The sequence below is a fragment of the Streptomyces lushanensis genome (genome assembly GCF_001700515.1).
In the GTDB taxonomy this organism is placed as follows: Bacteria; Actinomycetota; Actinomycetes; order Streptomycetales; family Streptomycetaceae; genus Streptomyces; species Streptomyces lushanensis.
This window is the reverse complement of sequence record NZ_MAUD01000164.1, coordinates 1-26,524: the sequence shown is the minus strand read 5'-3', so window position 1 is coordinate 26,524 and position 26,524 is coordinate 1. Positions and strand designations below refer to the sequence as shown.

Below are 26,524 nucleotides of genomic sequence, written 5' to 3'. Positions count from 1 at the left end.
GGCCGCGGCGTCCGGTGCGGTGGATCGCAAGGCGGAGGATCGCCCGTGTACTGGACGTACTCGGGCGACTCCGACAACGCCGCGAGGTGCCGTGCCGGGCGTCGCGGACCCGCGAAGATCGCCCGGACAGGACCTAGGGGCTGCCCGACCAAGAGGGCCCAGCCAGGGCCCAGCACGCGGGGGACCGCCCCGGCCGGCGTTTCGTTTCTGCCGGCCGGGGCGGTCCCGTATGTACGAAAAGGGCTCAGGCGAGCGTCGCGAGCGCCTGGTTGAAGGTGGCCGACGGACGCATCACGGCCTCGGCCTTCGCCGGGTCGGGACGGTAGTAGCCACCGATGTCGACCGGCGAGCCCTGCACCGCGATCAGCTCGTCGACGATGGTCCGCTCCTGCTCGGTCAGCGTCTTCGCGAGAGCGGAGAACGCCTCGGCGAGCTCCGTGTCCTCGGTCTGCTTCGCCAGCTCCTGGGCCCAGTAGAGCGCCAGATAGAAGTGGCTGCCGCGGTTGTCGATACCGCCGAGGCGACGGCTCGGCGACTTGTCCTCGTTGAGGAAGGTCGCGGTCGCGCGGTCGAGCGTGTCGGCGAGGATCTGGGCCCGCGCGTTGCCCGTGGTCTGCGCGAGGTGCTCGAAGCTGACCGCGAGGGCGAGGAACTCACCCAGGCTGTCCCACCGCAGATAGTTCTCCTTGACGAGCTGCTGCACATGCTTGGGCGCGGAGCCGCCGGCGCCCGTCTCGAACAGTCCGCCGCCGTTCATCAGCGGGACGACCGAGAGCATCTTCGCGCTCGTGCCGAGTTCGAGGATCGGGAAGAGGTCGGTCAGATAGTCACGCAGGACATTGCCGGTGACCGAGATCGTGTCCTCGCCGCGGCGGATGCGCTCCAGGGAGAACGCGATCGCGTCGACCGGCGCCATGATCTCGATCCGCAGGCCCTCGGTGTCGTGCTCGCCGAGGTAGGTCCTGACCTTGGCGATCAGGCTCGCGTCATGGGCGCGGCCCTCGTCCAGCCAGAACACCGCCGGGTCACCGGTCGCCCGGGCGCGGGTGACGGCCAGCTTGACCCAGTCCCTGATGGGCAGGTCCTTGGTCTGGCACATGCGCCAGATGTCACCGGCGCTGACCACGTGCTCCAGCACGACATCGCCGCTCTCGTCCACGACCCGCACCGTGCCCGTGGCCGGGATCTCGAAGGTCTTGTCGTGGCTGCCGTACTCCTCGGCCTTCTGCGCCATCAGACCGACGTTCGACACCGAGCCCATGGTCGACGGGTCGTAGGCGCCATGGGCGCGGCAGTCGTCGATGACGACCTGGTAGATGCCCGCGTAGCTGCTGTCCGGGATGACCGCGAGGGTGTCGGCCTCCTTGCCGTCGGGACCCCACATATGACCGGAGGTGCGGATCATGGCCGGCATGGAGGCGTCCACGATGACATCGCTCGGCACATGCAGATTGGTGATGCCCCGGTCGGAGTCGACCATGGCCAGCGCCGGGCCCTCGGCCAGCTCGGCCTCGAAGGACGCCTTGATCTGCGCGCCCTCGGGCAGCGACTCCAGGCCCTTGAGGATACCGCCGAGACCGTCGTTGGGGCTCAGACCGGCCGCGGCGAGCTTCTCGCCGTGCGCGGCGAACGTCTTCGGGAAGAACGCCCTGACCACATGACCGAAGATGATCGGGTCGGAGACCTTCATCATCGTGGCCTTCAGATGCACCGAGAACAGCACACCCTCGGCCTTGGCGCGGGCGACCTGGGCGGCGAGGAACTCACGCAGCACCGCCACCCGCATCACCGACGCGTCCACGACCTCGTCCGCCAGCACGGGCACCGACTCGCGCAGCACGGTGGTGGTCCCGTCGTCGCCCGCCAGCTCGATACGGAGCGAGCCGGCCCGGGCGATGACCGCGGACTTCTCGGTGGAGCGGAAGTCGTCGGCGTCCATCCGCGCGACATTCGTCCTCGAGTCGGCGGTCCACGCGCCCATCCGGTGCGGGTGCGCCTTGGCGTAGTTCTTGACGGACGCGGGAGCGCGGCGGTCGGAGTTGCCCTCGCGCAGCACCGGGTTCACGGCGCTGCCCTTGACCTTGTCGTACCGCGCGCGGACGTCCTTCTCCTCGTCGGTCCTCGGGTCGTCCGGGTAGTCCGGCAGCGCGTAGCCCTGCTCCTGGAGCTCGGCGATCGCGGCCTTGAGCTGCGGGATCGACGCCGAGACGTTCGGCAGCTTGATGATGTTCGCCCCGGGAGTCCCGGCCAGCCCGCCGAGCTCCCCGAGCGCGTCATCGATGCGCCGGCTCTCGTCGAGCCGCTCGGGGAACGCGGCGATGATCCGCCCTGACAGGGAGATGTCACGGCTCTCGACGGTGACCCCGGCCGTCGACGCGTACGCCTCGATCACGGGCAAGAACGAGTACGTCGCGAGGGCCGGGGCCTCGTCGGTGTGCGTATAGATGATGGTCGAGTCAGTCACCGGTCGCTCCGCTCCACGTCTGCAACATTTCCACATCTGCAATATTGCTCGACATCAAGATATCTCGTGACCCACCACTGTTCGACAGGGCCCTGCCTCGCGGGGTACGGCCAGGTCACGCACGGTCGACGGGCCGTGACGGAAGGCGCCCGGCCCGGGGTTGCGCGGGCCGGTGAGACGGTGCCGACGATACGGTTCGCAGGGACGGCAGGCGCGGTTCAGCCGCGCTGGTCCGGGGCGTCGTTGCGCATCCGGCCGTCGGTGGTGAGCGGCGGATCGTCCAGCCGGGGCAGATAGCAGCGCCGGAAGAGCTCGCCGGTGAACTCGCGACGGCTCCGTACCCCCGCCTTGTCGAAGACCTTCCGCAGATGGTCCTGCACGGTGTACTCCCCGATGTGGAGCGCGTCGGCGACCTCCGTGGTCGAACGGCCGAGCAGTACATGCTGGGCGACCTGGCGCTCACGCGGGGTGAGGCCGTACGCGTCGAGGACGATGGCGGTCAGTTCGCCCGGGCGGCTGGGCGCCAGGGAGACATAGGTGAGCGCCTCCGACTCCTCGCCCTCCGCCTTCTCGCGCCAGGCGCTGAGTGTGACCCAGTGGCCGGTACGGCTGATCGCGCGGGACTGCACCTGGACGCCGAGGCCGACGGAGCGGACCTTGTGGGTGAGCGCGGCGAGAGCGAACGGATAGCGCTGCCCGGGAGCGGGATGGGCCTCCTGGACGAGGCTCAGCCAGCGCTCGGCGGTGGAGGTGCACAGCCGGGTCCGCCGGTCGTCGTCGAGGATGAGCAGACCCGCGGCGTCCGGTACGTCGTCACGGTCGATACCGCCGAGGAGGAGCGAGCGGCGCAGGGCGGTCGTGGCCGGGGCGCTGACGGAGGCGGCGAGGGCGACCTCGGCCGGAGTGAAGGGCGGTGAGTCCTCGCCGCGGCACAGGACGAACAGTCCCCAGGTACGGGAGCCGTCGCGCAGGAGTACGCGTAACTCGTCCGAGAGCCCCGAGGGCCGCAGCACATCGCGGTAGTAGACGCTCTCCGCCATCCGGCCGGCCGTGGAGTCGCTGAGCAGACTGACGGGCGTGGTACGGCGGGCGAGGGCGCGGATGTTGTCGACACCCGCCTGATCGGCGTGTTCGATCTCGAACAGGCGCGGCATCACACTCCGCGGAAAACCGTGCTCGTGCAGACCCCCGGTGTCGAGCAGCGTCGCGGGATCGAGCATGACGGCGCACCAGATGTCGGCGGGAACGGCGGTGAGCAGGGCGTCGGCCGCGCCCTGGAGGACATCGAGCGCGCCGAGCGGTTCGGTGCCGCGCAGCCGGCGCGCGAGGGCCTCGGCCAGCGCGTCCCGGGCGGCGGGAGCGACCGCGGCGCCCCGGGCACCGGAGCGGCCGGAACGGCTGGAGCGGCTGGAGGGACCGGAAGGACCGGTACGGTCGGATCCGGCGGGGTGCCGTTCGGGATCTGGGCGGGAAGCGGAAGTCACGCGAGCAGGCTAGGGCGACCCCCAGACATCTGGGATGGGAATGGCACAAAAGCCCGTCTAGTTTGGTACCCCCAACCGGGCGGCGCACGGGGGCAGTTGACGTAGCGCCACCGCGCGGGAGCGCGCAGGGGGTGCGCGCGGGCATGGGGGAGCCGCCGTACCGGTGCTCCAAGAGGCGGAATGCCGGTGCGGCGGGACCACTGACAACTGGGGGTTCCGATGACGATCCGACGACCGGGTGCGGTCATCAGGCACGGAAGAAACCACGCACGCGGGACGGCACTCGCGGCGGTGTGTCTGGGAGGTCTGGCGGCACTGACCGCCTGTGGCGGCGGTGGCGGGGACGCGTCCGGCGAACCGTCGGACAGCGGCTACTCGACGACGGCGCAGCCGTCGCCCACGGAGACGACGGCGCAGAGCACGCCGTCCATGACGGAGACGTCCGAGCCGGCCGAGGAGATCACCGAGGAGTCCTCGGACGACACCTCCTACGAGGAGGACGACAGCGCGGACGACACCTCCTCGGACAGCTCCGACGAGGAGGGCGCCACATCGGGAGTGCCGCGCGGCCAGTGGACGGGCACGGCGACCATCGACGTCGACTTCGCGGATCCGGGCTGCGCGGGGACCTCGGAGTCCTACGCGCTGCCGGCGACGCTGCTCATCGACGATCCGGTCGGCGGGGAGGAGAACGGCTTCCATCTCTCCTGGGCCAGCGACAGCCAGACACCGGCGGGAGCGTTCGGGGTGACCTCCGCGCTCGACGGGACCGACACCGTGGACGGCGAACCGGTGGCCATCGGCTACTGGTCGCTCTCGGACGACGGTTCCGGCGGCATCTCCGGAAGCCTCACCGACTCCGGCGCCGCCGAGGGGGCCGCGCTGAACCAGGTCTTCGTACCGAAGCCGATCCTCCCGTGCAGCCAGTACATGGTCTTCCCGTACGGCATGGCGCCAGGCACCACGCTGGAGGGGACCGTGACCGAGGACTCGGCCTCGCTGACCCTCAGCGGTACGTCGCTCGACGGGACCAGGAGCTTCAGTGTCGAATGGTCGTGAGGAGCCGGCGCGTTCCGAGGCGGTCCCGGACGCGGGCACGCACGAGGGTCGGGACGGGCCGGAGGGCGCGGCCGAAGCGGCGCGCGCGGACCGGGCGGGACGGGCGGATCACGCGGGACGGGCGGAACCGCTCAACGTCTGGGCCGGGCGGATCGCGGAGGCGGTCGCGCCGGCCGAGATCTCCTTCGCCGGACTCACGGCACGCGTGTACGCCGAGGGCGGCCGGGGCCGCCGTGGCCTGCTGCGCTCCGCGCCTCCGGCGCCGGGCGGCGCCGGAGGCGAACTGGCCACGCTCCTGCCCACCCTCTGGCACGCCCTCGCGCTGTCGTACGACCTGCTGGCGGCGGCCCTGGGCTCGCCGGTCGTGAGCAACGTGGTGTCGGGCACGGCACTGCTGCTCGCCCTGGAGGAACGGCGGGCATCCGGGGCGCGGGACGCGCATGCGGCACGGGCGGATGGCGCGGGCGGTTCGGGCACGGCTGGTTCGGGCGCGGGCGGTTCCGGCACGGGGGGTTCGCGTACGGCCGAGTCGCCCGGCGGGACGCCCGCCGGGGCTCCCGCCGGGCCCGGCCAGCGCGCCGACCTCGCCGACCTCGCCGTTCTCGCCGGCGCCGTGGCCCAGGTCTCCCGCTGCCTCCAGAACCGCGGTACGCCACGTCATCGGGCCGACATCGCCGCCGCCGAGGCCGTCGCGGCCCTGTACGAAGGCCGCGACGCGGGCGCCGTCGCCTTCCTCGGACTCCTGGCGGGCCACCGGCCACCGGGCGCGCCCGCGCCGGCCCCCGCGAGCACCGCCGTGTCCGCCGTCCGCCGCGTGCGGCGGAGACTGGCCGTCCGGCGCTCGGCCCGTGGCTTCGGCCCGCGCCATCGTGCGAGCGGGGAGTGAGACGGCCTCCCGCCTCCGGCGGGCTCGCGTCGCCTCCACCGCCCTGGCTGTGGCTGGTCATGGCGATGTACCTCTCCCAAGTGCCCGGCAGTGTCACCTGGTGGCACGAGCAGATCCTGGACCTCTGGACGGACCGGACATACGGCGCCGCCGTCGTCTCCGGTTCCGGGTTCGCCGCGCTGCGCGTGATGACGGTGAGCCAGGCGATGCCCTTCCTCGTCATGGCGTCCGGCGTGGCCACCGTCCTGCTGCCGCATCTGCGCGGCCGGTACACCGAGTGGCGTCACCACCTCGTCGATCCCGGCGGCGCGGACGCGGACGGTCCGTCCAGCGCCGTACGTTCCGTACAGCGCCTGCTCGACCAGCACGCGCCGGGGACGGCACTCACGGTCTCCCTCCGGGCCCGGGGCCCGTCGATCAGGGTGTACGCGCGAGGCTGGCGCGAGCGGAGGGTCGCCGTCTCGCTCGGATTCCTCGCGCTCCGGCAGAGCGACCCCGACCGGGCCCGTGCGCTGCTGCTCCACGAGGCGAGGCATCTCACCTGCGGCGAACACCTCGTCACCGGTCTCGGCAGCCCTTTCACCCGGGTCGTCGGCGCCTGGCCGGTGCTGCTCCTGGTGTGCGGTGTCGGCCCGGTGGCCTGGCTGTTCCTGACCCACGCGCCGACCTCTTCCATGATGATCGTCCAACTGGCCGTCGTCGTGGTGCGGCTGCCGCTGGTGCTGCTCCTGCCCGTCATCGCCCTGTGGTGCGCCGAACTGGCGGCGGACCGGTACGCGGTGGCGGACGTCGGGCGGCGCACGGTGCTGGAGGCGCTCGACGCCACCAGGACCTCCGGGCCGCGCCGGCTGACCGGCAGGCTGTACCACCCGCCCGGCGCGCTGCGCCGCTGGTTCGTGGAACGGTCGCATCGGCCGGTGGCGCCCTTGCTGCTTCTGCTCGCCGGGCCGATCGCCCTGCTGCTGTACGCCGTGCTCGTGACACCCTTCGGCGTGGTGAGCCTGATCGCCCTCGGCGACGCGCCGCTCACCGCGCTCGCCAGCGGGCTGGACCTGGCCCACCGTGATCTCCTCTTCTGGCCCTGGTGGGCGGTCGTCCTGGCCGTGGTCCTTCTGTGGCCGCTCCTCGCGAGGCCATGGCTCCGGCTGTGGGGCGCTCCCGAGGCCGTGCCGTCCGCCCACCGGCCCGAGCCGGACCCGGCGAGTCCGTCCCCGCCCGGCCACCACACTCCGTACCGCCGCCGGACGCACCTGCTCGCCGCCCTGCTTCCGGCCGTCGTCCTCGTCGTGGCGCTGCTGCCGCGTACGGGCGCGGCCGAGCGCGATCCCGTGCTGCGGCCCGCGTCCGCCACGACCGCCACGGCGGAGACCGAGGACTGAGTCCGTCCCGGCCATTCATGGGTTCTTCCCTCAACCATTGCCGAACCGGCGCCGAAGTGCCCGCCGTCCCCGCGTAGTTTGCCCTCGGTCAATCGGACAAACTTCGCGGAGACGTACATGTGCAGTCCGCTTCATCAGCCCGACGGCGCCCTCCCGGCCGCCGCCTCCAGCCGCCGTCGCTTCCTCAGAGCCACCGGGCTGGCCGGCGCGGCGGCAGCCGCGGGGTTCGCCGCCACCGCCACCCCGGCCGCCGCCGCGCAGACCTCGGTCGCGCCGGCCCACGGCACGTCCGGCGGCGTGGCGCCGTGGCGCCCCGATCCCGACAGCCCGCGCTTCACTCTGGTCGTCATGCCGGACACCCAGTACCTCTTCGACGGCGAGAGCATTCACCAGGCTCCCGTCGAGGCGTCGCTCCGATACCTCCTCGACCACGGGCGCGACGAGAACATCGTCTTCCTGTCGCATCTCGGCGATCTCACCGAGCACGGCCTGCCGGACGAATTCGGGCCGCTGAGCGAGACGTTCGCCCTTCTCGACCGGCAGCGCGTCGGCTACAGCGTGGTCGCGGGGAACCACGACATCCCGTCCTCCACGGACGACCAGCGCGGCCGTACGCCCTATCTGGACGCCTTCGGGCCGCAGCGGCTGCGCCGTCTGCCCACCTTCGGCGGAGCCACGCCCGACGGCTACAACACGTACCACCTCTTCCGCGCCGGAGGCCGGGAGTGGCTGGTGCTCGCACTCGACTGGCGGCCCTCGGCGTCCGGCCTGGCCTGGGCGCGGAAGGTCGTCGCGGAGCACCCGAAGACGCCCGTCATCCTCACCACCCACGAGCTGGTGTACGCGAACGACGCGGGCGACGAGGCCGAGTTCTCCGACCACGGCCGGCATCTGTGGGACGAGCTGATCGCCGGCAACGACCAGATCTTCCTCACGCTCAACGGCCACTACTGGCCGGCCGCCCGTACCACCCGCCGCAACGACGCGGGCCACGACGTCCATCTGCACATCACCAACTACCAGAACCGCTACTACGGCGGCAGCGCGATGATCCGCCTCTACCGCTTCGACCTCTCCAGGAACACCATCGACGTGGAGACCGTCTCGCCGTGGATCCTCGGCAGGGCGGGCGAGCGGCTCAACGAGCTGGAGCGCCAGGAGATCGAACTGACCGGCCCGCAGGACAGATTCTCCGTCGCGCTCGACTTCGAGCAGCGGTTCGCCGGCTTCGCGCCCGTTACCGCGCGCGGTCCCCGTCCCGCCGCGAGGATGCTGGTGCCCGGCACCGTCGCGTACTGGCGCTTCGACGGCCCGCACCAGGACGGCTCCCCGGCCGACGAGGCCCTGCGCGTCCCGGACCTGTCCGGCCACCGCAACGATCTGACCAGGGTCCCCGTACCCGGCAGCGGCGCCGACGCACTGCGCTGGTCCGCCGGCCACCATCCCGATCAGCCGGGCCACGGCAGCCTGTTCTTCGACGGCGGCAAGCCTCCGCTGCGGGGCGGGTATCTCCGTACCGCCGACGGCGCCGCGCTCAACTCGCACACCTTCCGGTCCGGTTACACCATCGAGGCATTCTTCAGGATCCCCGCCGACTGGACCTCGGGACACAACGCCTGGTCCGCCCTGCTGAGCCGGCGCGGCACCGTGGGCGCGCTGGGCGGCGGGACCGACGGTGATCCGAACGAGCCCGTGGCCACGCTCTCCCTCTCCGACGGTCCGGGCACGCAGTGGGCCGCGGCCCCGCTCAACCAGCCGTCGCTGGTCACCAACTGGGGCCATGAACTGGAGCGCGAGCGGTGGTGGCACGTCGCCGTCGTCAACGACAGGCAGCACACCACGATGTATGTCGACGGCTGCCCCGTCGCCCGCAATCCCGCCACCCGGACCACCGGACTCGCGACGCTGGGCCTGCCCTGGCTGCTCGGCGGCTACGAGTACGGCGGCACCCTGGACCAGCTCTTCCACGGCTGGCTCGGTGACATACGCGTCGTGGAACGCCCACTGCCCGTACGCGACTTCATGAACGCCTGAGAGTCCTCCGGCGGACCCGGAACCGCCCGCCGTGTGCCGCCCCGCGCGCGGCGGGCGGCACGGTGTCACCGGGCCCCGGGACGACCGGCGCCTGCGTCCGCACCGGAGCCGCCCGTCCCGAAGAGCCAGGTGTACGCGGCCCGCGCCGTGAACTCGCGCTGCCCGCCCGGGAACAGCAGCCCCGCCGTGGCGAACTCCGCTTCATGGGCCGTGGCCCGGACATAGGGAACGGCAATACAGCGCATCCCGGCCGCGTGTGCGGCGACCACACCGGGACCCGCGTCCTCCAGGACCACACACCGGGCGGGCGCCGTGCCCAGCCTGCGCGCGGCCTCCAGGAAGACGTCCGGCCGCGGTTTGCCCTGGGCGACCTCCTCCGCCGAGACCGTCGCGGTGAAGTACCCGTCCAGACCGGTGACGGCCAGGGCCATGTCGATGGCCGCGCGGGACGAGCCGGACGCCACCGCCATCGGCACGCCCTCGGTGTGCAGCCGCTCCACGAACTTCCGCATCTGCGGGAACACCTCCGTCGAGGTGCGGACCCGCTCCAGATAGAGACGGTTCTTCTCGGCGAGCAGGTCATCGACCGGCGCGCCGATCCCGTACTCCTCGCGCAGCGCCTCCAGGGTCTCCCGGGTGCCGATCCCGATGAAGCGGGTGTGGTGCTCCCAGGTGAAGCCGGTGACACCGTGCCGGGCCAGGACCTGTCGTCCGGCTTCGTAGTAGTTCGGCTCGCTGTCCACGAGTGTTCCGTCGAGATCGAAGATGACCGCCGGGGTACGGGAAGTGCTCATGCGCTCCAGCATGCCAAGCCGACAGGCGAAGCCGGTGTGCCGAGCCGGGCCCGGACCCGGGGATTGGTCCAGACCGCCTGCTACCGTCGGCCCGACATCAGCGGATCGGTCGCTGAGGTTCAGCCGAAGAGGGGACACATCGTGAGCGGCAGGAACGACGGGCGGGCCTTCATCGGATCGTTCACCTCGGCGGGAGGCCGCGGCATCATCCACGCGGCCGTGGACGCGGACACCGGCGCGCTGACGGCGCGGGGAGCGACCGACGCCGTCGCCGATCCCTCCTTCCTGGCGCTCGCGCCGGACGGATCCGTGCTCTACGCGGTCTCCGAGACGGAGGAGGGCGCGGCGGCGGCCTTCACGGCACCCGACGGGACCGGGACCGGGGTGCTGAGGCCGATCGGCGCCCCCGTCCCCGTGGGCGGTGCCGGTCCCACGCATCTCACGCTCGCCGGAGGCCATCTGCTGACCGCCAACTACGGCTCCGGCAGTGTCACGGCCCTGCCGGTCGGCGGCGACGGCGGACTGCTGGCCGCCACCGGGATGCTCCAGCACGAGGGCCGGGGCCCGCACCCGGACCGGCAGCGCGGTCCGCACGCGCATCAGGTGGTGGCCGATCCGAGCGGGCGCTGGATCCTGGCCACCGACCTCGGCACCGACTCCGTACGGATCTCCGTCCTCGACCCCGCCTCCGGACAGCTCACGGCACACGGCGGGACGGCGCTGCGCCCCGGCACCGGGCCGCGCCACCTCGCCTTCCATCCGGCCGGCGGCCACGCCTATGTGCTGAACGAGCTGGAGCCCACCCTCACCGTCTGCCGCTGGGACGCGGAGAGGGGCGTACTCGAACCGGTCGGTGAGACTCCCGTCCTGCCCGACAGCGCGGAGGGCGCGAGCCATGCCTCGGAGGTGGTCGTGTCCCACGACGGACGGTTCGTCTGGGCCGCCAACCGAGGCCATGACAGCATCGCCGTCCTCGCGCTCGACACGGCGTACGAGAAGGCGGAACTGGTCACCACCGTGCCGTGCGGTGGCCGCTGGCCGCGCGATCTGGCCCTCGATCCGACGGGCCGCCGTCTGTACGCCGCCAATGAGCACTCCGGTGATGTGACCTGGTTCGACATCGATCCGGTGACGGGCGTACCGGCCCGCGCGGGCTCCATCGAGGCGCCTGCCGCCTCCTGTGTGATCTTCGGCTGACGGGACCGGGCCGGTTGCGCGGCGCCCCTGACCCCTCGGGTGCCCCGGACCGATCGCGGAAGGGCCCGCCCCGGAGAGATCCGGTGCGGGCCCTTTCCATGCGCACGGGGGGACACCGCCGTCCCGTACCCAGGGGCATCCGTCGGTTCGGCGTCAGTGCGTCGGTGACCCCTGCGGCTGCGCGGGGATGCCCAGCGCCGTCGTGTACTTCGACAGCACCAGCTTGCCGATCGCCGGATAGGCGCCCAGCGGCTCGGCGGCGGCGCAGTCGGCCTCCTTGAGCGCCGCCTCGAGCAGCCCTTCCGGCAGCTCGGGGCCGACCAGATACGGCGCGAGCGCGAGCTGCGTCGAACCGGATTCGCGCAGTTGCTCCGCGATCGCGGTGATCGAGCCCTCCTCGTCGAGCGCGGCGGCCATCACCGGTACGGCCAGGCGCGCGGCCAGCAGCATTCCGGTGATCCCGGCGGTCTGGACCGCCTCCTGGCCGCCCACCGTGGCCAGGATGATGCCGTCGGCCGCCGTCGCGACCGTGAACAGCCGGGCGCGGTCGGCGCGGGCCAGCCCGGCCTCCGACAGACGCACATGCAGGGCCTCGGCGAGCAGCGGGTGCGGGCCGAGGACATCCGTCAGCTCCGCGACGGCGCCGCTCTCCGCGACGGCCTCACGTATCCGCGAGACCAGTGTGCCGTCGGGACCGGCGAGCAGCGGTACGACGACGGCGGCGGGGCCCTCGGGCTCGGTGACCTCACGGCCCGCGGCCTTCGCCAGCTCGTAGCGTTCGGTGCGCAGCGCGACGGTTCCCGCCAGGACGCCCGCCAGTGCCGGGTACTCCTCGCCGTCACCGTCCAGGAAGCCGATGACGGCGTTGAGGCCGGGCAGCTCGGAACGGGCGATGCTGACGATCTCCTCGGCCAGACCGCGCACGGCGGCCGAGGGGGTGCCGGGTACGGCGAGAACAAGCGCGGGCGCACCTTCGGGAGCCGCCACCGGTTCGGGACGGCGGTGGCGCCCCGACTGACGGGGTCGCGGCATTCGTACAGGCAGGCCGGATGCGGGCCCAGTGGGGGTGCTCATGCCGTCGAATGCTACTGGTTTTGTGGGTGCGGCTGTTCGGGGAGGGGGCGCTCGTGAACCATCTGTCCTTGTTTATCCGTTAGGTATTTTTCCGCTCATCTGTCCTGATGTGTCGGGACGTAGAGGAGCCGTGGATCGTACGGCAGACGCAGTGAGTCCTTGGCGAGTTCCGCCGCGATACGCAGCGCGCCGGTCAGCGGATCGGCCGCGGCGGAGACGACGGTCGCGTGCGGAAGCTGCTCGGCCAGCTCGGCCCGCAGGGGTACGAGCAGGGGGTCGCCGAGCTTGAACAGGCCACCGGTGAGGGCGACTTCGGGCGTGCCGGAGGCCGGGCAGACCGCCGTGGCCGCGTCCGCGACATGCCGTGCGGCGAGCGCGAGGATCTCCGCGGCGACCGGATCCGAGGCCGCGCAACGGGCCACTTCCGGTGCGAACGAGGCGAGTACGGCGGGCCGGTCGGTACGCGGATAGAGCAGCCCCGGCAGCTCACCCGCGGGCCCGAAAACCGCTTCCGTTCTGGACAGCAGTGCGGGTGAACCGCCCCGCCGTCCGTCGTGTGCGCGCATGGCCGCCTCCAGCCCCGCGCGCCCGATCCAGGCACCGCCGCCGCAGTCGCCGAGGAGATGGCCCCAGCCGTCGGCGCGGTGCCAGCCCGTCAGATCCGTGCCGAGCGCGATCATGCCCGTACCGGCGGCGACGACGGCCCCGGGGCGCTGTCCGAGCGCGCCGGCGTAGGCGGTGACCGCGTCCGCGGCGAGCGCCAGCCGCCGTACCCCGAGCGAACGCTCCAGCGCCGTGGGCAGTTCGGCCCGGAGTCCGCCGCCGAGCGTCGCCATCCCGGCCGCGCCGATCGCGACCGCGGAGAGGGTGTCCGTACCCGCCCGGGCCAGCAGCGCCTCGACGGCGGGCAGCAGTTGGGCGAGCAGATGACCGGGGTCGATACCGGTGGGTCCGGTGCGGACCGGCTCCGCGGCGGCCGTGGTGCCGATCGTCCTGACCCCGGCCGACTGGCCTCCGGCCGTCGAACCGAGCGCGATGCGCAGCCCGGAGCCGCCCGAGTCCACGCCCAGGACCCAGCTCATCGCCGCTCCCCGCTCATGACCGCCGTCCGTTCATCGGGGCCCTCGCCTCATCGCGGCACCCGGGTCATGGCAGCTGCCAGTCCACCGGTTGCGCGCCCTGGCGGACCAGCAGATCGTTGGCCCGGCTGAAGGGACGCGAGCCGAAGAAGCCGCGGTCCGCCGACATGGGTGACGGATGGGCCGACTCGATCGCGGGGAAGTCACCGAGGAGCGGTCGCAGATTGCGGGCGTCACGGCCCCAGAGGATGGACACCAGCGGCTTGCCCCGGGCGACCAGCGCGCGGATGGCCTGCTCCGTCACCTCTTCCCAGCCCTTGCCGCGATGCGCGGCGGGCTTGCGGGGCGCGGTGGTCAGCGCTCTGTTGAGCAGCAGGATGCCCTGACGCGTCCAGGGCGTCAGATCGCCGTTGGAGGGCCTGGACAGCCCCAGATCCGTGTTCAGCTCCCGGAAGATGTTCTCCAGACTGCCCGGCAGAGGACGGACCTCGGGCGCGACGGAGAAGCTCAGCCCCACCGCGTGCCCCGGTGTCGGATAGGGGTCCTGGCCCACGATCAGGACCCGTACCTCGTCGAAGGGCTGCTGGAAGGCCCGCAGCACATTCGGTCCGGCCGGCAGATAGGTGCGCCCGGCGGCGATCTCCGCACGGAGGAAATCACCCATTTCAGTGATGCGTCCGGCCGCTGGGCCCAGCGCATCCGCCCATCCGGGCTCGACGATCTCGTTCAAAGGTCTTGCTGCCACGAGGGTCCATTCTACTGCCGCGAAAGGCACACCTCGGCACACGCCCGCCAACACACCTTCGCCGCACGGCATTTGGCCACCGCCTCGCGACCCGGTCGGCCGGGCGCCGGATCGCCCGAGCGGACCATGGACGGGCCCCGGTGCGGACCGACGGCGGCCACCGGGAGCCGTGGCACACCGCGGCGGGTGGTCGGCACCGGTCGCGTGCACCGCTCGCGCGGTGAGGCGCGGTCCTTCGAAATCCCCTCGGCCGCCGCGCGCACGGCGGCCGAGGAGGAGCCCCTCGCGGGTGCCCAGGGCGAGCGGCACATCGGTCATCGCCCACACCTCCAGGACGTCGCTGTCACGGTACGGGCCAGTCTGCACCCGACCACCGACAACGGCGCCCGGAGTGAGCGCGCCCGGGTCAGAAGGCCCGGTGGTACTGCCGCGGGACGGCTACGGCGGCCCCCAGCTCGGCGGCGGCACGGCGGGCCCAGGACGGGTCGCGCAGCAGCTCGCGCCCGAGCAGCACGGCGTCGGCCTCACCGTTGGCGACGATCTTCTCGGCCTGCTCGGCGTCGGTGATCAGCCCGACCGTCGCCACCGGCAGCGCGGTCTCCTGCCTGACCCGGGCCGCGAACGGCACCTGGTAGCCAGGACCGAGCGGAATGCTCACCCCGGCGGCGTTGCCTCCGCTCGACACGTCGAGCAGATCCACCCCGTGTGCCACCAGCTCGTCCGCCAGGCGCACCGTGTCGTCCACGGTCCAGCCGCCCTCCTCCAGCCAGTCGGTGGCGGAGATCCGGAAGAAGACCGGCAGCTCGTCCGGCCACTCGGCGCGTACGGCGTCCACGACCTCCAGGGCGAACCGCGCGCGGTTCTCGAAGGAGCCGCCGTAGGCGTCCGTACGCCGGTTGCTGTGCGGGGAGAGGAACTGGCCGATCAGATATCCGTGCGCGCCGTGCACCTCGACGACCTGGAAGCCCGCCTCCCGGGCCCGCCGGGTGGCCGCCGCGAACTGCCCGACGATCTCCGCGATCCGTTCCACGGACAGCTCCGCGGGCACCGGGTGGCCGTCCTTGAAGGGCACCGCGCTCGGTGCCAGCGGCTGCCATCCGCCCGCCTCGGGACCGACCGGCTCACCGCCCTTCCAGGTCGGGCCGGTCGACGCCTTGCGCCCGGCGTGAGCGAGCTGGATGCCCGCGACCGTGCCCTGCGTGCCGAGGAAGCCCGTGATCCGGCGGAACCCCTCGACCTGCGCGTCGTTCCAGATCCCGAGGTCCGCGGGGCTGATCCGGCCCTCCGGGCCGACGGCCGTGGCCTCGGTGAGGATCAGCCCGGTGCCGCCGACCGCGCGCGCCGCGAGATGGGCGAAGTGCCAGTCGGCGGGGACCCCGGCGTTCGGGCCGGTCTCGTCCGCGGAGTACTGGCACATGGGTGCCATCCAGACCCGATTGGGGATGGTCAGCGACCGCAGGGTGTACGGCTCGAACAACGCGCTCACGGTGGAACTCCATTCAGACGGTGAACCGGGGCGGCGGCGGACGCGGCCGGGCACGGCGGGCCCGCCCGCGCATCGGTGGCGCGGCCCCGGCGAGGATTACTACGATACTCATCGTAGTAAGGCGGCTGTCAAACTACGAAGCTTCTCGTACCATAAGACTCCCTGAAGGAGTGGAGCCGCCGTGACCGTCGCGACCAGTACCCGTGAACTCGCGCATCCCGAGCACACGGAGATCCGTCTGGAGGCCGTACTGCACGCGCTCGCCGACCCCCTGCGCCTGCGTGTCGTGCGCGCGCTCGCCGACGCGGACCGTGAGCTGGCCTGCTCGCACTTCGAACTGCCCGTCACCAAATCCACCTCCACGCACCACTTCCGCGTACTGCGTGAGAGCGGCGTGATCCGGCAGACCTACCGGGGCACGGCCAAGATGAACCGGCTGCGCGGGGAGGATCTGGACGCTCTCTTCCCGGGGCTGCTCGACAGCGTCCTGGTGGCCGCCGGCGCGCAGGCGAAGCGGCTCGGTGACGGCTGATCCGGGCGGGCGGCCGTGCCGGGTGCGATGCGCGGTGCGATGAGCCGACAGGGTGCCGTACGGGGCCGGGCCGTGCGCGCCATGACAAGAGGCGGGGATTGCCTGATTAAGTTGTGAATGTGTCGGAACATAAATGGATTTCCGCCCAGGAACCCCATGAGCGCGATGCGTACGACTGGCCCGTGTGGGAGGTGCAGGGGCACGGCACCGTCACCGGCGCCGGTGATCCCAGGGACGGCGCCACGCGGCGCGAGATCCTGCCGCCCTGGGTCGACATCCGGCTGACCTTCGCCGACGGCGCCCGGCTCGATGTGCTCGCGGTCGTACGGGACGGCCGTATCGCGATCGAGGACGCGCAGGCCGATCCGCCGCTGGCCCTCGAAGGTTTCGCCGCGCTCGCCGGAGCGATCGAGGCGCCGCTCCAGAACGCCTGCCAGGTGGTCTCGGGCCGGCACCGGCCGCCGGTGCCGGGGACCGTGGTCGCCGAGCCGCCTGCCGTCGCGACCGTGGCGGGTGGGACGGTCGTCCAGGACACCGTCGTGGGTGAGTCCCCGGCGGACGCCGACCAGGTTCTCGGCGGGCCCGTGGAGGGTGAGCCGGCCGGGGGCGGCGGCGCCGCCCACGAGACCTCCGTGCACGAGACCTCCGCGTACGGGCCCGCGCACAGCCCTTCCGTGTCCGGCGCCGTGCGGGACCCCGCCGCCCGCGACGTTCCAGCCCACGACGTTCCCGTCCATGACATTCCGGTCCCCGAGGCACCTCGCGCCGAGCCCCGCGAAGAAGCGGCGGCCGAGCCCGTGACCGAGCCGGAGCGGGAACCGGCCGCGGAGTCCGAGCCGGAGCCCGTACGGGAGTCGTCGGGACGGCACCGGGCCCGTCCGTCACCGCCGCGCGGCAGCGCCGCCCGGCGCAGTGTCGCCGAGATCTACCGCGCGGCCCAGCAGGCGGGCCAGGACCCGGTGCTCGCGGTGATGTCGGCGACCGGGTTCAGCCGCCGCAAGTCGCTCAAGCTGATCGCGGGCGCCCGCGACGAGGGCCACTTGACACCGCGCCACCACAGACGCTGACCGCGCCGCGGACTCGGCTCCCGGCTCCCCGCCCACCTCACGGCACCCCGCTCACATCGAGCGCATACGGTTCATCTCGACGGTCTGCTGGGCGATGACCTCGTTCGCCATCTCCTCGACCACGACGTTCTTGCCGTCCGTGAGCACCTCCGTGGCCATGGTGATCGCACCCTGGTGGTGCGTCGTCATCAGCTTCAGGAACAGCTCGTCGAAGGCCTTGCCCTTCGCCGCCCGCAACTGGGCCAGTTGGCCCTCCGTGGCCATCCCGGGCATCGTGTGGTGGTCATGGCCCTGCTGCGGCTTCGGCCCGCCGTTGTTCTTCAGCCAGGCGTCCATCACGTCGATCTCCGGCTTCTGCGCGGCCTCGATCCGCTCCGCGAGCAGTCTCACGGGCTTCGATCCGGCACGGGTCTTCGCGAGTCCGGTCATCTCCAGCGCCTGACCGTGGTGGACGATCATCATCTGCGCATAGGTGAAGTCGGCCGAGTTGGGCGTGTTGTCCGGGGCGGCCTTCGCCGCCTCCTCGGCGGAGAGCGTCTTGGCGGGCTCACCCGGTCTGCCCGGCGCCACCACGACCGAGGCGTTGCCGTCCTTGGCCTCGCTCCTGCCGTCGTCCCCCGAGTCGCAGGCCCCCAGGGCGAGTACGGCGACGGCGGCCACCGCCGCGAGAGCGGCCCTGCGGACACCCTGTCTTCTGTAGTGGATCAACACGGGGACCTCCTGCGGCACTTGATGTGGTGAAACTTTCCTAGCACGCTTCGACATACGACTGATCAAAAACTTTCATTACGTCTGTGTTGCCATCTGTTGAGATGTACATGAGAGGGACGATACTGCCGAGGTCCGTGACCCGTTCAACTCTGAACGGATACAAGGGAGGACCGCAGTGATCTCGTTGCACACCACCCGCGTGCGGCGTAGACGTCTGGGCGTGGCGGCAGCCGCGGCCGGACTCTTCGCCACGCTGTTGACCGCCGGACCGGCGGTGGCCACGCCCGGCCCCGGTGACAGCCCGGCCTCGGAGAAGGTCTCCTCGGGCCAGGCCGCCGAGGTGAAGGCGGCCATCCAGCAGGGTGAGATACCCGGCGTGGACGAAATCGTCCACAGCGACAACATCAAGCACCTGACCAACATCCCCAAGGACCTGATCACCGGGACCAACTCGGACCTGGCCTTCCAGGGCAAGTACGCCTTCTCGGGCAACTACGACGGTTTCCGGATCTTCGACCTCAGCAACCCGAAGTCCCCGAAGACCGTCGCCCAGGTGCTCTGCCCGGGATCGCAGAACGATGTCTCGGTCTCCGGCGACCTGCTCTTCCTGTCCACCGACTCCTCGCGCAGCGACAACTCCTGCACGAGCGTCTCCCAGTCGGCGACGATCAAGGAGTCGTGGGAGGGCATCAAGATCTTCGACATCAGCGACATCCGCAACCCGCGGTACATCGCCGCTGTCGAGACCGCGTGCGGTTCGCACACCCACACCCTGATCCCCGAGCGCAAGAACGTCTACGTCTACGTCTCCTCGTACTCGCCGAGCGCGACCTTCCCGGACTGCCAGCCGCCGCACGACGGCATCTCGGTCATCAAGGTCCCGCGCAAGGCCCCCGAGCGCGCCAAGGTGGTGAACTTCCCGAACCTCTTCCCGGACGGAGGAAACCCGGGCGGGTCCACCAACCCGGGTGTCTCGGCGACCACCGGCTGCCACGACATCACGGTGCTGCCCTCCAAGGACCTGGCCGCCGGCGCGTGCATGGGTGACGGCATCCTCTTCGACATCAAGCACCCCGAGCGACCCAAGGTGATCGACCGGGTCCAGGACAACGTCAACTTCGCGTTCTGGCACTCCGCCACCTTCAACCAGGACGCCGACAAGGTCGTCTTCACCGACGAGCTGGGTGGCGGCGGCGCCGCCACCTGCAACGAGACCGTCGGCCCGAACAAGGGCGCCGACGGCATCTACGACATCGTCGGCAAGCGCGACGACCGCAAGCTGGTCTTCCGCAGCTACTACAAGATCCCCCGCCACCAGGCGGACACCGAGAACTGCGTCGCCCACAACGGCTCGCTCATCCCGGTCGAGGGCCGCGACATCATGGTCCAGGCCTGGTACCAGGGCGGCCTCTCGGTCTGGGACTTCACCGACTCCAGCAGGCCGCAGGAGATCGCCTACTTCGAGCGCGGACCGATCTCGGCCACGCAGATGCTGACCGGCGGCTCCTGGTCGTCCTACTACTACAACGGCTACATCTACTCGAACGACATCGCCAAGGGCTTCGACGTCCTGCAGCTCGACGACCGCAGGACGGACTCCGCGAAGAAGGTGCGGATGGACGGGCTGAACGTCCAGACGCAGCCCGACTACTTCGAGGACTTCCCTCACTGAGCGGTCGTGCCCTGATCCGTTCCGCCGGGCGGTTCACCGCCCGGCGGAACGCCGAGTTCCCACTCCAGCCCGTAGCGCTGGAACAGCTCGGCGCGCAGCCGTGGCAGCGGCATCGGCGCGCCCGGCATGAGCACCGCGAAGACCGCGCCCATCAGCAGGGCGCGCAGCATCGGATACTCACTGTCCGGGTCCGGTGATCCGTATCTGGTCACCGTCTCGCGCAGCAGGGCCGCGAGCCGCTGCTGTTCCGGACACTGCACGAAGCCCTCGGCCTGGAGAATGCCGGCCATATGGGTCCGCATCAGTACGGGGCTGTCGGCCGCGAGCCCGAGGATGGCGTCGATCGCCCGTGCCAGCAGTTCGCGCCCGTCGTCCGTCACCGGCGCGCGGTCCAGGGCCGCCGCCAGCGTCTGATGCATCAGCCGGTGCACGGCCGACTGCAGGAGCTGCCGCTTTCCCGGGAAGTAGTACGAGATGAGACCGCGCGCGGAACCGGCCCGGTCGGCGATGTCGGCGAGCGTCGTGGCCTCGTAACCGTGCTCGGCGACCAGCTCCACCGTGGCTTGCAGCAGCCGTTCCCGGGAACGCCGCCGTAGCTCTTCATTGACCGATGGGCTCCGCGGGGACATGCTTGACTCCTGCGTTGACTGGCTCTCAGCCAATATACTCAGTGCGTTCCGTCCCAGACCTCATCGGGCCTGGTCAACGGGGCTGCCGTCTGCCTTGGGCGACGCGGGGGATCGCCCAAGGCAGACGGTTTCGGCATGCCCGGCGGCGCCTGAGGGCCGGTCCGGGCCGCGGACGGCGCCGTTTCACGGGCCGGAGCCGCCCGTTCCGGGGTGCGGATGCGCCCGGTTCCCGGGCACGGGCGCCCGATGCCCCTCCTGCCCTACGGAAGCGGCCCGCGCCCCGCGAGGGCGAGGACGGGACGCAGTCCCGCCGGGCGTTCCTCCACCGGCAGATGGTCCACGAAATGGACCGAGCAGCCCAGCGCCGAGGCCCCGCCGTCGGCCTCCCGGTCGTCCCCGACCATCAGCACATCGTGCGGATCCTGCCCCAGGGCCTCACAGGCGGTCCTGAAGAGCCGGACGTCGGGCTTCTGGACGCCGTGCTCGTACGAGAGCACATACGTGTCGACGAGGGCGTCGAGACCGTGCGCGCGGAAGACGGGCCGCAGATCCCAGCCGATGTTGCTCACGACTCCGATCCCGAGGCCCCAGCGCCGCAGCGTGCCGAGCACCTCGGCCGCGTCGGCGTAGGGACGCCAGGCGGCGGGGGTCATATGGCGCTCGTAGAGCGCGTCGTACAGGGCGGGGCTCGGCAGTTCCACCTGGCGCGCCAGCCCGGTGTACGCGGCGCGGTGGAGTTCGGCGCTCTCGTCCCGGGTGGCCCACACCCCGGCCAGTTCGCGAGGTACCCGCTCCGGTGAGGACCCGCCGGGCAGCGCGCCCGCCACGGCCAGCTTCATCGCGTACCGCCGTACCTCGTCGGGTGGCACGGCCACATCGGCCTCGTTGAGCACGGCTCGCAGCCAGGATCCTGCTGATTCGATGCGGAAGAGAGTTCCGGAAAAGTCGAAGAGCACGCCCTTGAAGGTCATGCGTCCGATCCTCGCGGCGTCACCGCTCCCGGGACAAGGCCAGGCGGCTGTACGAAGCGATGGAAAAGGCCACCAGGGAGCCGCCGAGCAGCCACCCGGCCAGAACGTCCGCGCTCCAGTGGACGCCCAGCCACAGACGGGTGAGGCCCGCGCCGGCCACGGAGACGACCGCGACGGCCAGTGCCGTACGCCACACCCGCCGGCGGACCCCGTGGCAGTGCGCCACCCACAGCAGGAGTCCGCAGCTCACCGCGGCGGTCATGGCGTGGCCGGAGGGGAACGCGGCGAAGTGGGCGGAGTCCACCGGGTCCGGCCACTGCGGGCGCTCGCGGCCCACGGTGTACTTCAGGGCCTGGGACAGGGCCGCGCCCACGGCGCTCGTCGCCGCGACCCAGCAGGCCAGCAGCCGCCTGCCGCGCAGCCAGACCACGGTGACCGCCGCGGCGATCAGCAGCCGCATCGTCCACGGGTCCCAGGCCCAGTCGGTGAGCACCCGGTTGATCCAGGTGACCCCGGGCTCGGCCACCGCCCGGCGGTGCAGCGCCTCGGCGGTCATCCGGTCGAAGGAGAGCAGCGGTCCCCACTCGGCCACGACGAGTATGACGAGCAGACCCAGCAGAACGGCCAGCAGGCCGCCCGTACGGGCCGGTGTGACCAGTGGGGGAGGAGCCGGGGCTTCCGGGCTTGTCGGCGGCGGTGTCGGGTCGGCTTCGGGGGTCGACGGCGAGCGCATGGGGAAATCCTCGCCGACGCCGGGCGCGAGGGGCCAGTCCGTGCGGGCGTCCGGGTTATCCGAGCGCCCGCAGCGCCGGTACGAAGGCGACCAGCAGCGGCACCACCGGCACGGCCGCCGCGGCGGCGGTCAGCCGCAGTCTGCGGCCCGCGGTGAGGCGCGGAACGGGGGACAGCAGCCGGTTCACCCGCTGCGGCAGCTGGGCGTCCGGCGCCGTGCCCGGTCCGAACACACCGCGGTCCTCGTTCAGTTCGACCAGAGCGAGCGCGATGGTCAGCCGGCCGAAGCGGCGCGAGGCCACATCGTCCGCGGCCAGCTCGATCAGCCGGTGCATCTCGTCGCGGAACGCCGCGAACACCGGCACCTGCGGAAAGCCGTTGGCGAGCGCTCCCGAGCAGTGCAGCAGCCAGTCGTGCCTGGCCCGCGCGTGGCCCTGCTCGTGGGCCAGCACGGCATCGAGCTGACTGCCCTTCAACCGGCGCAGCGCCGCCGTGGTGACGACCAGTCGGGGCTCCACGCCCGACAGCCACCAGGCGTCGGGGCGCTCGCCCTCCAGGACGACGAGCGGCTCACCGCCGCGCTCCTCGCCGGGCAGCGCGGGGGAGCGTACGAGCAGTTCCGCGCGGCGCTGACGCCGCCTGCGGCGGGCCCGGTGGATCTCCCGCGTCAGCATGGCCGCCGTCCAGACGCCGCCGCCCGCCAGGGCCACGGCGAGCAGGGCCGACCACGGCCGGTGCGAGCCCAGGGCGTACGCCTCCACCACTCCGCTCGGGGCGGGCGCGAAGACATGTCCCCGTACGGCGAGCCAGGCCGCCGCGGCGCTGAAGGTCATGGAGAGCGCGAAACTCAGCAGGACGGCCGCCACGACGCACTGCCACACCCACAGCGCCACCACAGGCTCGCGCTCCGGCCAGTCGGCCCGCGCCAGCAGGCGCGGAGCGACGACGGCGGCCAGTGCGCCGAGAAGCAGCAGCGCCAGGGAGACCATCATGGTCACCAGAGTATGAGGACGGCACTACTCAGCGGTATGTCCTGGCCGGTCAAGTGACCTAGGACACGTTTCGGCGGGTGGGGCCCGTCATACGGTCGGCAGCATCGCCAGCATGGCTATGCCCATGGACAGCCGGCAGGCCAGCGACAGCTCCCTCCTGTCGCCCCAGCGCAGCCCGGCCGTGCCCGGCCCGGTGCCCGTGCCGACGGCCGTCGCCGTCCCGCCGGTCCCGGGCGCCGCGCCGGCGGGCAGCGGCAGCAGACGTCCGCCCGCCCACAGCACATAGCCGGTGTAGTAGACCAGCAGCGCGCCGGTGACCAGCGGCGCCCCGGCCGCCGTGTGCGCGCCGTGCGTGCCACCGGGCGCGGCGGCCATGGCCCCGGCCATGTAGGCCATCGCGAGCATCCCCAGCAGATGGTGTCTTCCGTGCGCGCGGTGCGCGGGGAGACGGGACCGAACGACCGTGTACAGCGCGGCGGCGCCGAACACCGCCGCGTACACCGTCCATACCCACCGGGGCGGGGGCACGACGGCCGCGGGCACGGCCATGACGGCCATCCCGAAACCCATCAGCGCCTCGCTCCCGGCCCATCTGCGCTGTTCGGCCACGCCGCTGCGCATCCGGAGCAGGCAGTAACCTCCGGTCGCCGCGCAGAGCGCGACCAGCAGCCAGCCGGCCGCCGCCGGTCCGTGCACCGCGCACCTCCCCCGTCGAACGGTGTCGGGAAGGACATGCCCGGCGTCGCTCGCACACAGTCAGGCGCGGACGAGCGCAGTGGGACACAAAGGGAGCGCGCCGGTGGTACACCGGCCGGCCCCGCGCCGCCGTTCGCCTCCGCGCTCCCGTTCCCGGCCTCCATGACCCGGTTCCCGGCCTCCGCGCCCCGTTCCTTCATTCGCATTTCGCTGGAAACGGAAAGCGTAAAGAAAATCGACTGACACGCGGACGGAATTACCGGAAGAATTCCCGGCGCCCATGGCCTTGTGGCCGAAGCGGCCCCCGACTACTTTGCACATGCGTGCCCTCGGGGCCTGGCGGGCTGCCGCCGCCTTGCAAATCCCCCCACCTCCGAGGACCTTGCGCATTTCTGGCAGATTCTAGTGGGAGGAAATCCTCCATGCATATGTCACGACGGTCGGTCATCGCGTCCGCGCTGGCCGCGTCAGCCGCGATCGGCGGCGTCGGCGCTGCCCAGCAGGCTGCCGCGGCAGCCGAACCGAGGCGCCGCGCACAGCCGGGACCCGCCGCGAGTCCGCCCGGCGACGTGGTCGGCAAAATCACCGTGGGCTACCAGGGCTGGTTCGCCTGCACCGGCGACGGCGCTCCCATCAATGGCTGGTGGCACTGGAGCCGGAACATGGGCCAGCCGCCCTCGCCCAGCAATACCACCATCAAGTCCTGGCCGGACATGCGGGAATACTCCCGCGGTTACCGCACCGCCTACGCGAACCTGAACGGCGGTCAGCCCGCGACGCTGTTCTCCTCCTGGGACCAGCAGACCGTCGACACCCACTTCCGCTGGATGCGGGAGAACAACTGCGACACCGCGGCGCTCCAGCGGTTCAATCCGTTCAGCCCCGAGGGCCCCACCCGGGACGCCATGGCACAGAAGGTGCGCCAGTCCGCCGAGGCCAACGGCCGCAAGTTCTACATCATGTACGACGTCACCAGCTGGACGTCCATGCAGTCCCAGATCAAGGAGGACTGGACGACGAAGATGCGGGCACACACCGCGTCCAGTGCCTACGCCCGGCAGAACGGCAAGCCCGTGGTGTGCATCTGGGGCTTCGGCTTCAACGACCCGGGCAGGCCCTTCGCGCCCGCCGCGTGCAAGGACGTCGTCGACTGGTTCAAGGCCCAGGGCTGCTACGTGATCGGCGGGGTGCCCACCCACTGGCGCAACAGCACCGACGACTCACGGCCCGGCTTCCAGGACGTGTACCGCTCGTTCAACATGATCTCGCCCTGGATGGTCGGACGGATCTCCAACGTCGCCGACACCGACCGGTTCTTCCGTGACGTCAACACCCCGGACCAGGCCGAGTGCAACGCGCGCGGTATCGACTACCAGCCCTGTGTGCTCCCCGGAGACCTCCAGGAGCGCCACCGCGCCCATGGGGACTTCATGTGGCGGCAGTTCTACAACATGGTCAGGCTCGGCGCGCAGGGCATCTACATCTCGATGTTCGACGAGTTCAACGAGGGCAACCAGATCGCCAAGACCGCGGAGAACGGCTCGCAGGTGCCGTCCGGTTCGGGCATCTGGGCGCTCGACGAGGACGGCACCTCCTGCTCGTCGGACTACTACCTGCGGCTGACCGGTGACGGCGGCCGGATGCTCAAGGGACAGATCGGGCTGACGGCGACGAGGCCCACCCGGCCACGGATCTGACCCGGGTGCGCGGGGCGCGGGCCGCCGGGACCTCTCCGGCGGCCCGCGCCTGCGTATCGCCGTCCTCGCCGGGGAGTTCAGCTGGTCGGCAGATGCCGTGCCCGGCCCTCGCGCCCTCGCAGCCTCGGGGTGAACGTCGCGTGGAAGATGGTCGACGCGGCCCCGACCGCCGCCGCCTCCGCGCTGAGCACGGACGGTTCGACCTCGACGCGGCGCAGCCTTCTGGCCGTCGGGAACTCGTTGACCGTACGGGTGATCTCGTCCAGGTAGAAGCCGGCGACATCCTCGGTGAAGAAGGGCCCGCCGAGCACGATCAGATCGATGTCCAGCAGATCGACCAGCCCCAGCGCGCCGCGTCCCACCGCCTGCGCCACCTCCCGTACGGCCGCCGAGGCCGCCGGATCGCCCGCGGCGGCGGCCTCGCCCACCGCCAGATACGCCGCGGTGCTCCCGGAGGCCGCCGAGGTTCCGGGCCCCGAGGTTCCGGGCCCCGTGCTCGCGGACGCCGTGCTTCCGTACGGGGCGGTCCCCGGTGCCGTGCTCCCCGGCGCCGTCCGCAGGGGCCGCATTCCGCGCCGTAGTGCCAGATCGGGCACCGACACCGGCGGATTGCACTCGGGCAGGATCTCCGGGCGGCCGTCCTTGTCCACTCGTCCCAGCGCGATCGCGCACAACTGCCCGAACTCTCCGGCGTTGGCGCTGATCCCCCGGTAGATGTCGCCGTTGAGATAGAGCCCGGTGCCCACGCCCGTACCGAGATAGAGATACGCGAAGTCCCTGGCCCTGCGGTCACGGCCGATCCACCGCTCTCCGGCGGCGGCGGCGGTGGAGTCCTTCTCCATCAGGACCGGGCAGGGGAAGTGGTCCTTCAGCAGATACAGCAGAGGAAGATCGCCCCAGGCCGACATCAGCGGCGGCCCCAGCACCGTGCCCGACGCGATGTCGACCGGTCCGGGCACCGCCACGCCGATACCGAGGAAACCGTCCTCCCGTACCGCCCCGCGCGCCTCCGTCAGCGTCTCGCGACCCAGCGCCGCCACCCGCTCCACGAACTCCGCCGGATCGATGTCGGCGGTGACGGGCCGGGTACGGGTGCAGACGATCGCGCCGTCGAGATCGATCACGACGGCGCGATCGTCTGCAC

General features: G+C 71.7%; 23 protein-coding genes. 9 read left to right on the top strand and 14 right to left on the bottom strand.

Annotated features, from left to right (window positions below; genetic code table 11):
* Positions 1-244 precede the first annotated feature (244 nt).
* Positions 245-2,464 carry an NADP-dependent isocitrate dehydrogenase gene (locus BFF77_RS15375; RefSeq protein ID WP_066949321.1) on the bottom strand — a complete coding sequence of 740 codons (2,220 nt, stop codon included), beginning with the start codon at positions 2,462-2,464 and terminating at the stop codon, positions 245-247.
* A 218-nt stretch (positions 2,465-2,682) separates the two neighbouring features.
* The gene (locus BFF77_RS15370; RefSeq protein ID WP_066949318.1) at positions 2,683-3,948 is read right to left on the bottom strand and encodes a helix-turn-helix transcriptional regulator; all 1,266 of its coding nucleotides are present in this window, start codon (positions 3,946-3,948) and stop codon (positions 2,683-2,685) included.
* A gap of 219 nt (positions 3,949-4,167) precedes the next feature.
* Here BFF77_RS15370 and BFF77_RS15365 point away from each other — a divergent pair, with 219 nt between their 5' ends.
* The 4 genes from BFF77_RS15365 to BFF77_RS15350 all read left to right on the top strand — a co-directional run bounded on the left by BFF77_RS15365 (position 4,168) and on the right by BFF77_RS15350 (position 9,306).
* Positions 4,168-5,007: a hypothetical protein gene (locus BFF77_RS15365; RefSeq protein WP_211280242.1), complete on the top strand. Its 840-nt coding sequence runs from the start codon at positions 4,168-4,170 to the stop codon at positions 5,005-5,007.
* Entirely contained in the window at positions 4,991-5,893 is a 903-nt protein-coding gene (locus BFF77_RS15360) for a hypothetical protein (protein ID WP_066949310.1), read from the top strand. Before BFF77_RS15365 ends, BFF77_RS15360 begins: the two co-directional genes overlap by 17 nt.
* On the top strand, positions 5,890-7,272 hold the full coding sequence (locus BFF77_RS15355) for a hypothetical protein (RefSeq protein WP_141698449.1): 1,383 nt from the start codon (positions 5,890-5,892) through the stop codon (positions 7,270-7,272). Before BFF77_RS15360 ends, BFF77_RS15355 begins: the two co-directional genes overlap by 4 nt.
* A 117-nt stretch (positions 7,273-7,389) precedes the next feature.
* The gene (locus BFF77_RS15350; RefSeq protein WP_066949304.1) at positions 7,390-9,306 is read left to right on the top strand and encodes a LamG-like jellyroll fold domain-containing protein; all 1,917 of its coding nucleotides are present in this window, start codon (positions 7,390-7,392) and stop codon (positions 9,304-9,306) included.
* Between the two features lie 65 nt (positions 9,307-9,371).
* Here BFF77_RS15350 and BFF77_RS15345 read toward each other — a convergent pair whose 3' ends face one another.
* Positions 9,372-10,100: an HAD family hydrolase gene (locus BFF77_RS15345; protein WP_066949301.1), complete on the bottom strand. Its 729-nt coding sequence runs from the start codon at positions 10,098-10,100 to the stop codon at positions 9,372-9,374.
* A 141-nt stretch (positions 10,101-10,241) separates the two neighbouring features.
* Between BFF77_RS15345 and BFF77_RS15340 the strand changes: the two genes are divergently transcribed.
* Positions 10,242-11,297 (top strand): lactonase family protein, encoded by a 1,056-nt coding sequence (locus tag BFF77_RS15340; RefSeq protein ID WP_066949328.1) that lies wholly within the window; start codon positions 10,242-10,244, stop codon positions 11,295-11,297.
* Between the two features lie 153 nt (positions 11,298-11,450).
* On the opposite strand, the gene BFF77_RS15335 is transcribed toward BFF77_RS15340, so the two are convergent.
* The 4 genes from BFF77_RS15335 to BFF77_RS15320 all read right to left on the bottom strand — a co-directional run bounded on the left by BFF77_RS15335 (position 11,451) and on the right by BFF77_RS15320 (position 15,681).
* A complete protein-coding gene (locus BFF77_RS15335) occupies positions 11,451-12,371 on the bottom strand; it encodes a sirohydrochlorin chelatase (protein WP_079125184.1) in 921 nt (306 codons plus the stop codon).
* A 95-nt stretch (positions 12,372-12,466) separates the two neighbouring features.
* Complete coding sequence (locus tag BFF77_RS15330; protein ID WP_066949296.1) at positions 12,467-13,453, bottom strand: N-acetylglucosamine kinase; 987 nt, start codon at positions 13,451-13,453, stop codon at positions 12,467-12,469.
* A 64-nt stretch (positions 13,454-13,517) separates the two neighbouring features.
* Positions 13,518-14,195 carry a uracil-DNA glycosylase gene (locus tag BFF77_RS15325; protein ID WP_066949294.1) on the bottom strand — a complete coding sequence of 226 codons (678 nt, stop codon included), beginning with the start codon at positions 14,193-14,195 and terminating at the stop codon, positions 13,518-13,520.
* Positions 14,196-14,601: 406 nt separating this feature from the next.
* Positions 14,602-15,681 carry an NADH:flavin oxidoreductase/NADH oxidase gene (locus tag BFF77_RS15320; RefSeq protein ID WP_066949293.1) on the bottom strand — a complete coding sequence of 360 codons (1,080 nt, stop codon included), beginning with the start codon at positions 15,679-15,681 and terminating at the stop codon, positions 14,602-14,604.
* A gap of 181 nt (positions 15,682-15,862) precedes the next feature.
* Here BFF77_RS15320 and BFF77_RS15315 point away from each other — a divergent pair, with 181 nt between their 5' ends.
* Positions 15,863-16,213 carry an ArsR/SmtB family transcription factor gene (locus BFF77_RS15315; protein ID WP_066949292.1) on the top strand — a complete coding sequence of 117 codons (351 nt, stop codon included), beginning with the start codon at positions 15,863-15,865 and terminating at the stop codon, positions 16,211-16,213.
* A 119-nt stretch (positions 16,214-16,332) separates the two neighbouring features.
* Entirely contained in the window at positions 16,333-17,280 is a 948-nt protein-coding gene (locus BFF77_RS36865) for a DUF6214 family protein (RefSeq protein WP_342671235.1), read from the top strand.
* Positions 17,281-17,331: 51 nt separating this feature from the next.
* Here the strand turns inward: BFF77_RS36865 and BFF77_RS15305 are convergent, their stop codons facing one another.
* Positions 17,332-18,009 carry a DUF305 domain-containing protein gene (locus BFF77_RS15305; protein ID WP_066949291.1) on the bottom strand — a complete coding sequence of 226 codons (678 nt, stop codon included), beginning with the start codon at positions 18,007-18,009 and terminating at the stop codon, positions 17,332-17,334.
* Between the two features lie 157 nt (positions 18,010-18,166).
* Between BFF77_RS15305 and BFF77_RS15300 the strand changes: the two genes are divergently transcribed.
* Positions 18,167-19,663, top strand: a complete 1,497-nt coding sequence (locus tag BFF77_RS15300; protein ID WP_066949289.1) for an LVIVD repeat-containing protein — start codon at positions 18,167-18,169, stop codon at positions 19,661-19,663.
* Here BFF77_RS15300 and BFF77_RS15295 read toward each other — a convergent pair.
* From BFF77_RS15295 to BFF77_RS15275, 5 genes are all read right to left on the bottom strand, one after another.
* Positions 19,657-20,292, bottom strand: coding sequence for a TetR/AcrR family transcriptional regulator (locus BFF77_RS15295; RefSeq protein WP_066949287.1), 636 nt, complete (start codon positions 20,290-20,292; stop codon positions 19,657-19,659). The two genes, BFF77_RS15300 and BFF77_RS15295, sit on opposite strands and share 7 nt — an antisense overlap.
* A 260-nt stretch (positions 20,293-20,552) precedes the next feature.
* Positions 20,553-21,263, bottom strand: coding sequence for an HAD family hydrolase (locus BFF77_RS15290; RefSeq protein WP_066949284.1), 711 nt, complete (start codon positions 21,261-21,263; stop codon positions 20,553-20,555).
* Between the two features lie 19 nt (positions 21,264-21,282).
* Positions 21,283-21,996, bottom strand: coding sequence for a phosphatase PAP2 family protein (locus BFF77_RS15285; RefSeq protein WP_079125182.1), 714 nt, complete (start codon positions 21,994-21,996; stop codon positions 21,283-21,285).
* Between the two features lie 55 nt (positions 21,997-22,051).
* Complete coding sequence (locus BFF77_RS15280; RefSeq protein WP_066949324.1) at positions 22,052-22,987, bottom strand: M56 family metallopeptidase; 936 nt, start codon at positions 22,985-22,987, stop codon at positions 22,052-22,054.
* An 87-nt stretch (positions 22,988-23,074) separates the two neighbouring features.
* Positions 23,075-23,683, bottom strand: coding sequence for a DUF5134 domain-containing protein (locus BFF77_RS15275; RefSeq protein ID WP_066949281.1), 609 nt, complete (start codon positions 23,681-23,683; stop codon positions 23,075-23,077).
* Between the two features lie 422 nt (positions 23,684-24,105).
* Here BFF77_RS15275 and BFF77_RS15270 point away from each other — a divergent pair, with 422 nt between their 5' ends.
* The gene (locus BFF77_RS15270) at positions 24,106-25,380 is read left to right on the top strand and encodes a glycoside hydrolase family 99 protein (protein ID WP_066949279.1); all 1,275 of its coding nucleotides are present in this window, start codon (positions 24,106-24,108) and stop codon (positions 25,378-25,380) included.
* A 77-nt stretch (positions 25,381-25,457) separates the two neighbouring features.
* Here the strand turns inward: BFF77_RS15270 and BFF77_RS15265 are convergent.
* The coding region (locus tag BFF77_RS15265) for an ROK family protein (protein ID WP_141698448.1) at positions 25,458-26,524 on the bottom strand (1,067 nt) is incomplete at its 5' end.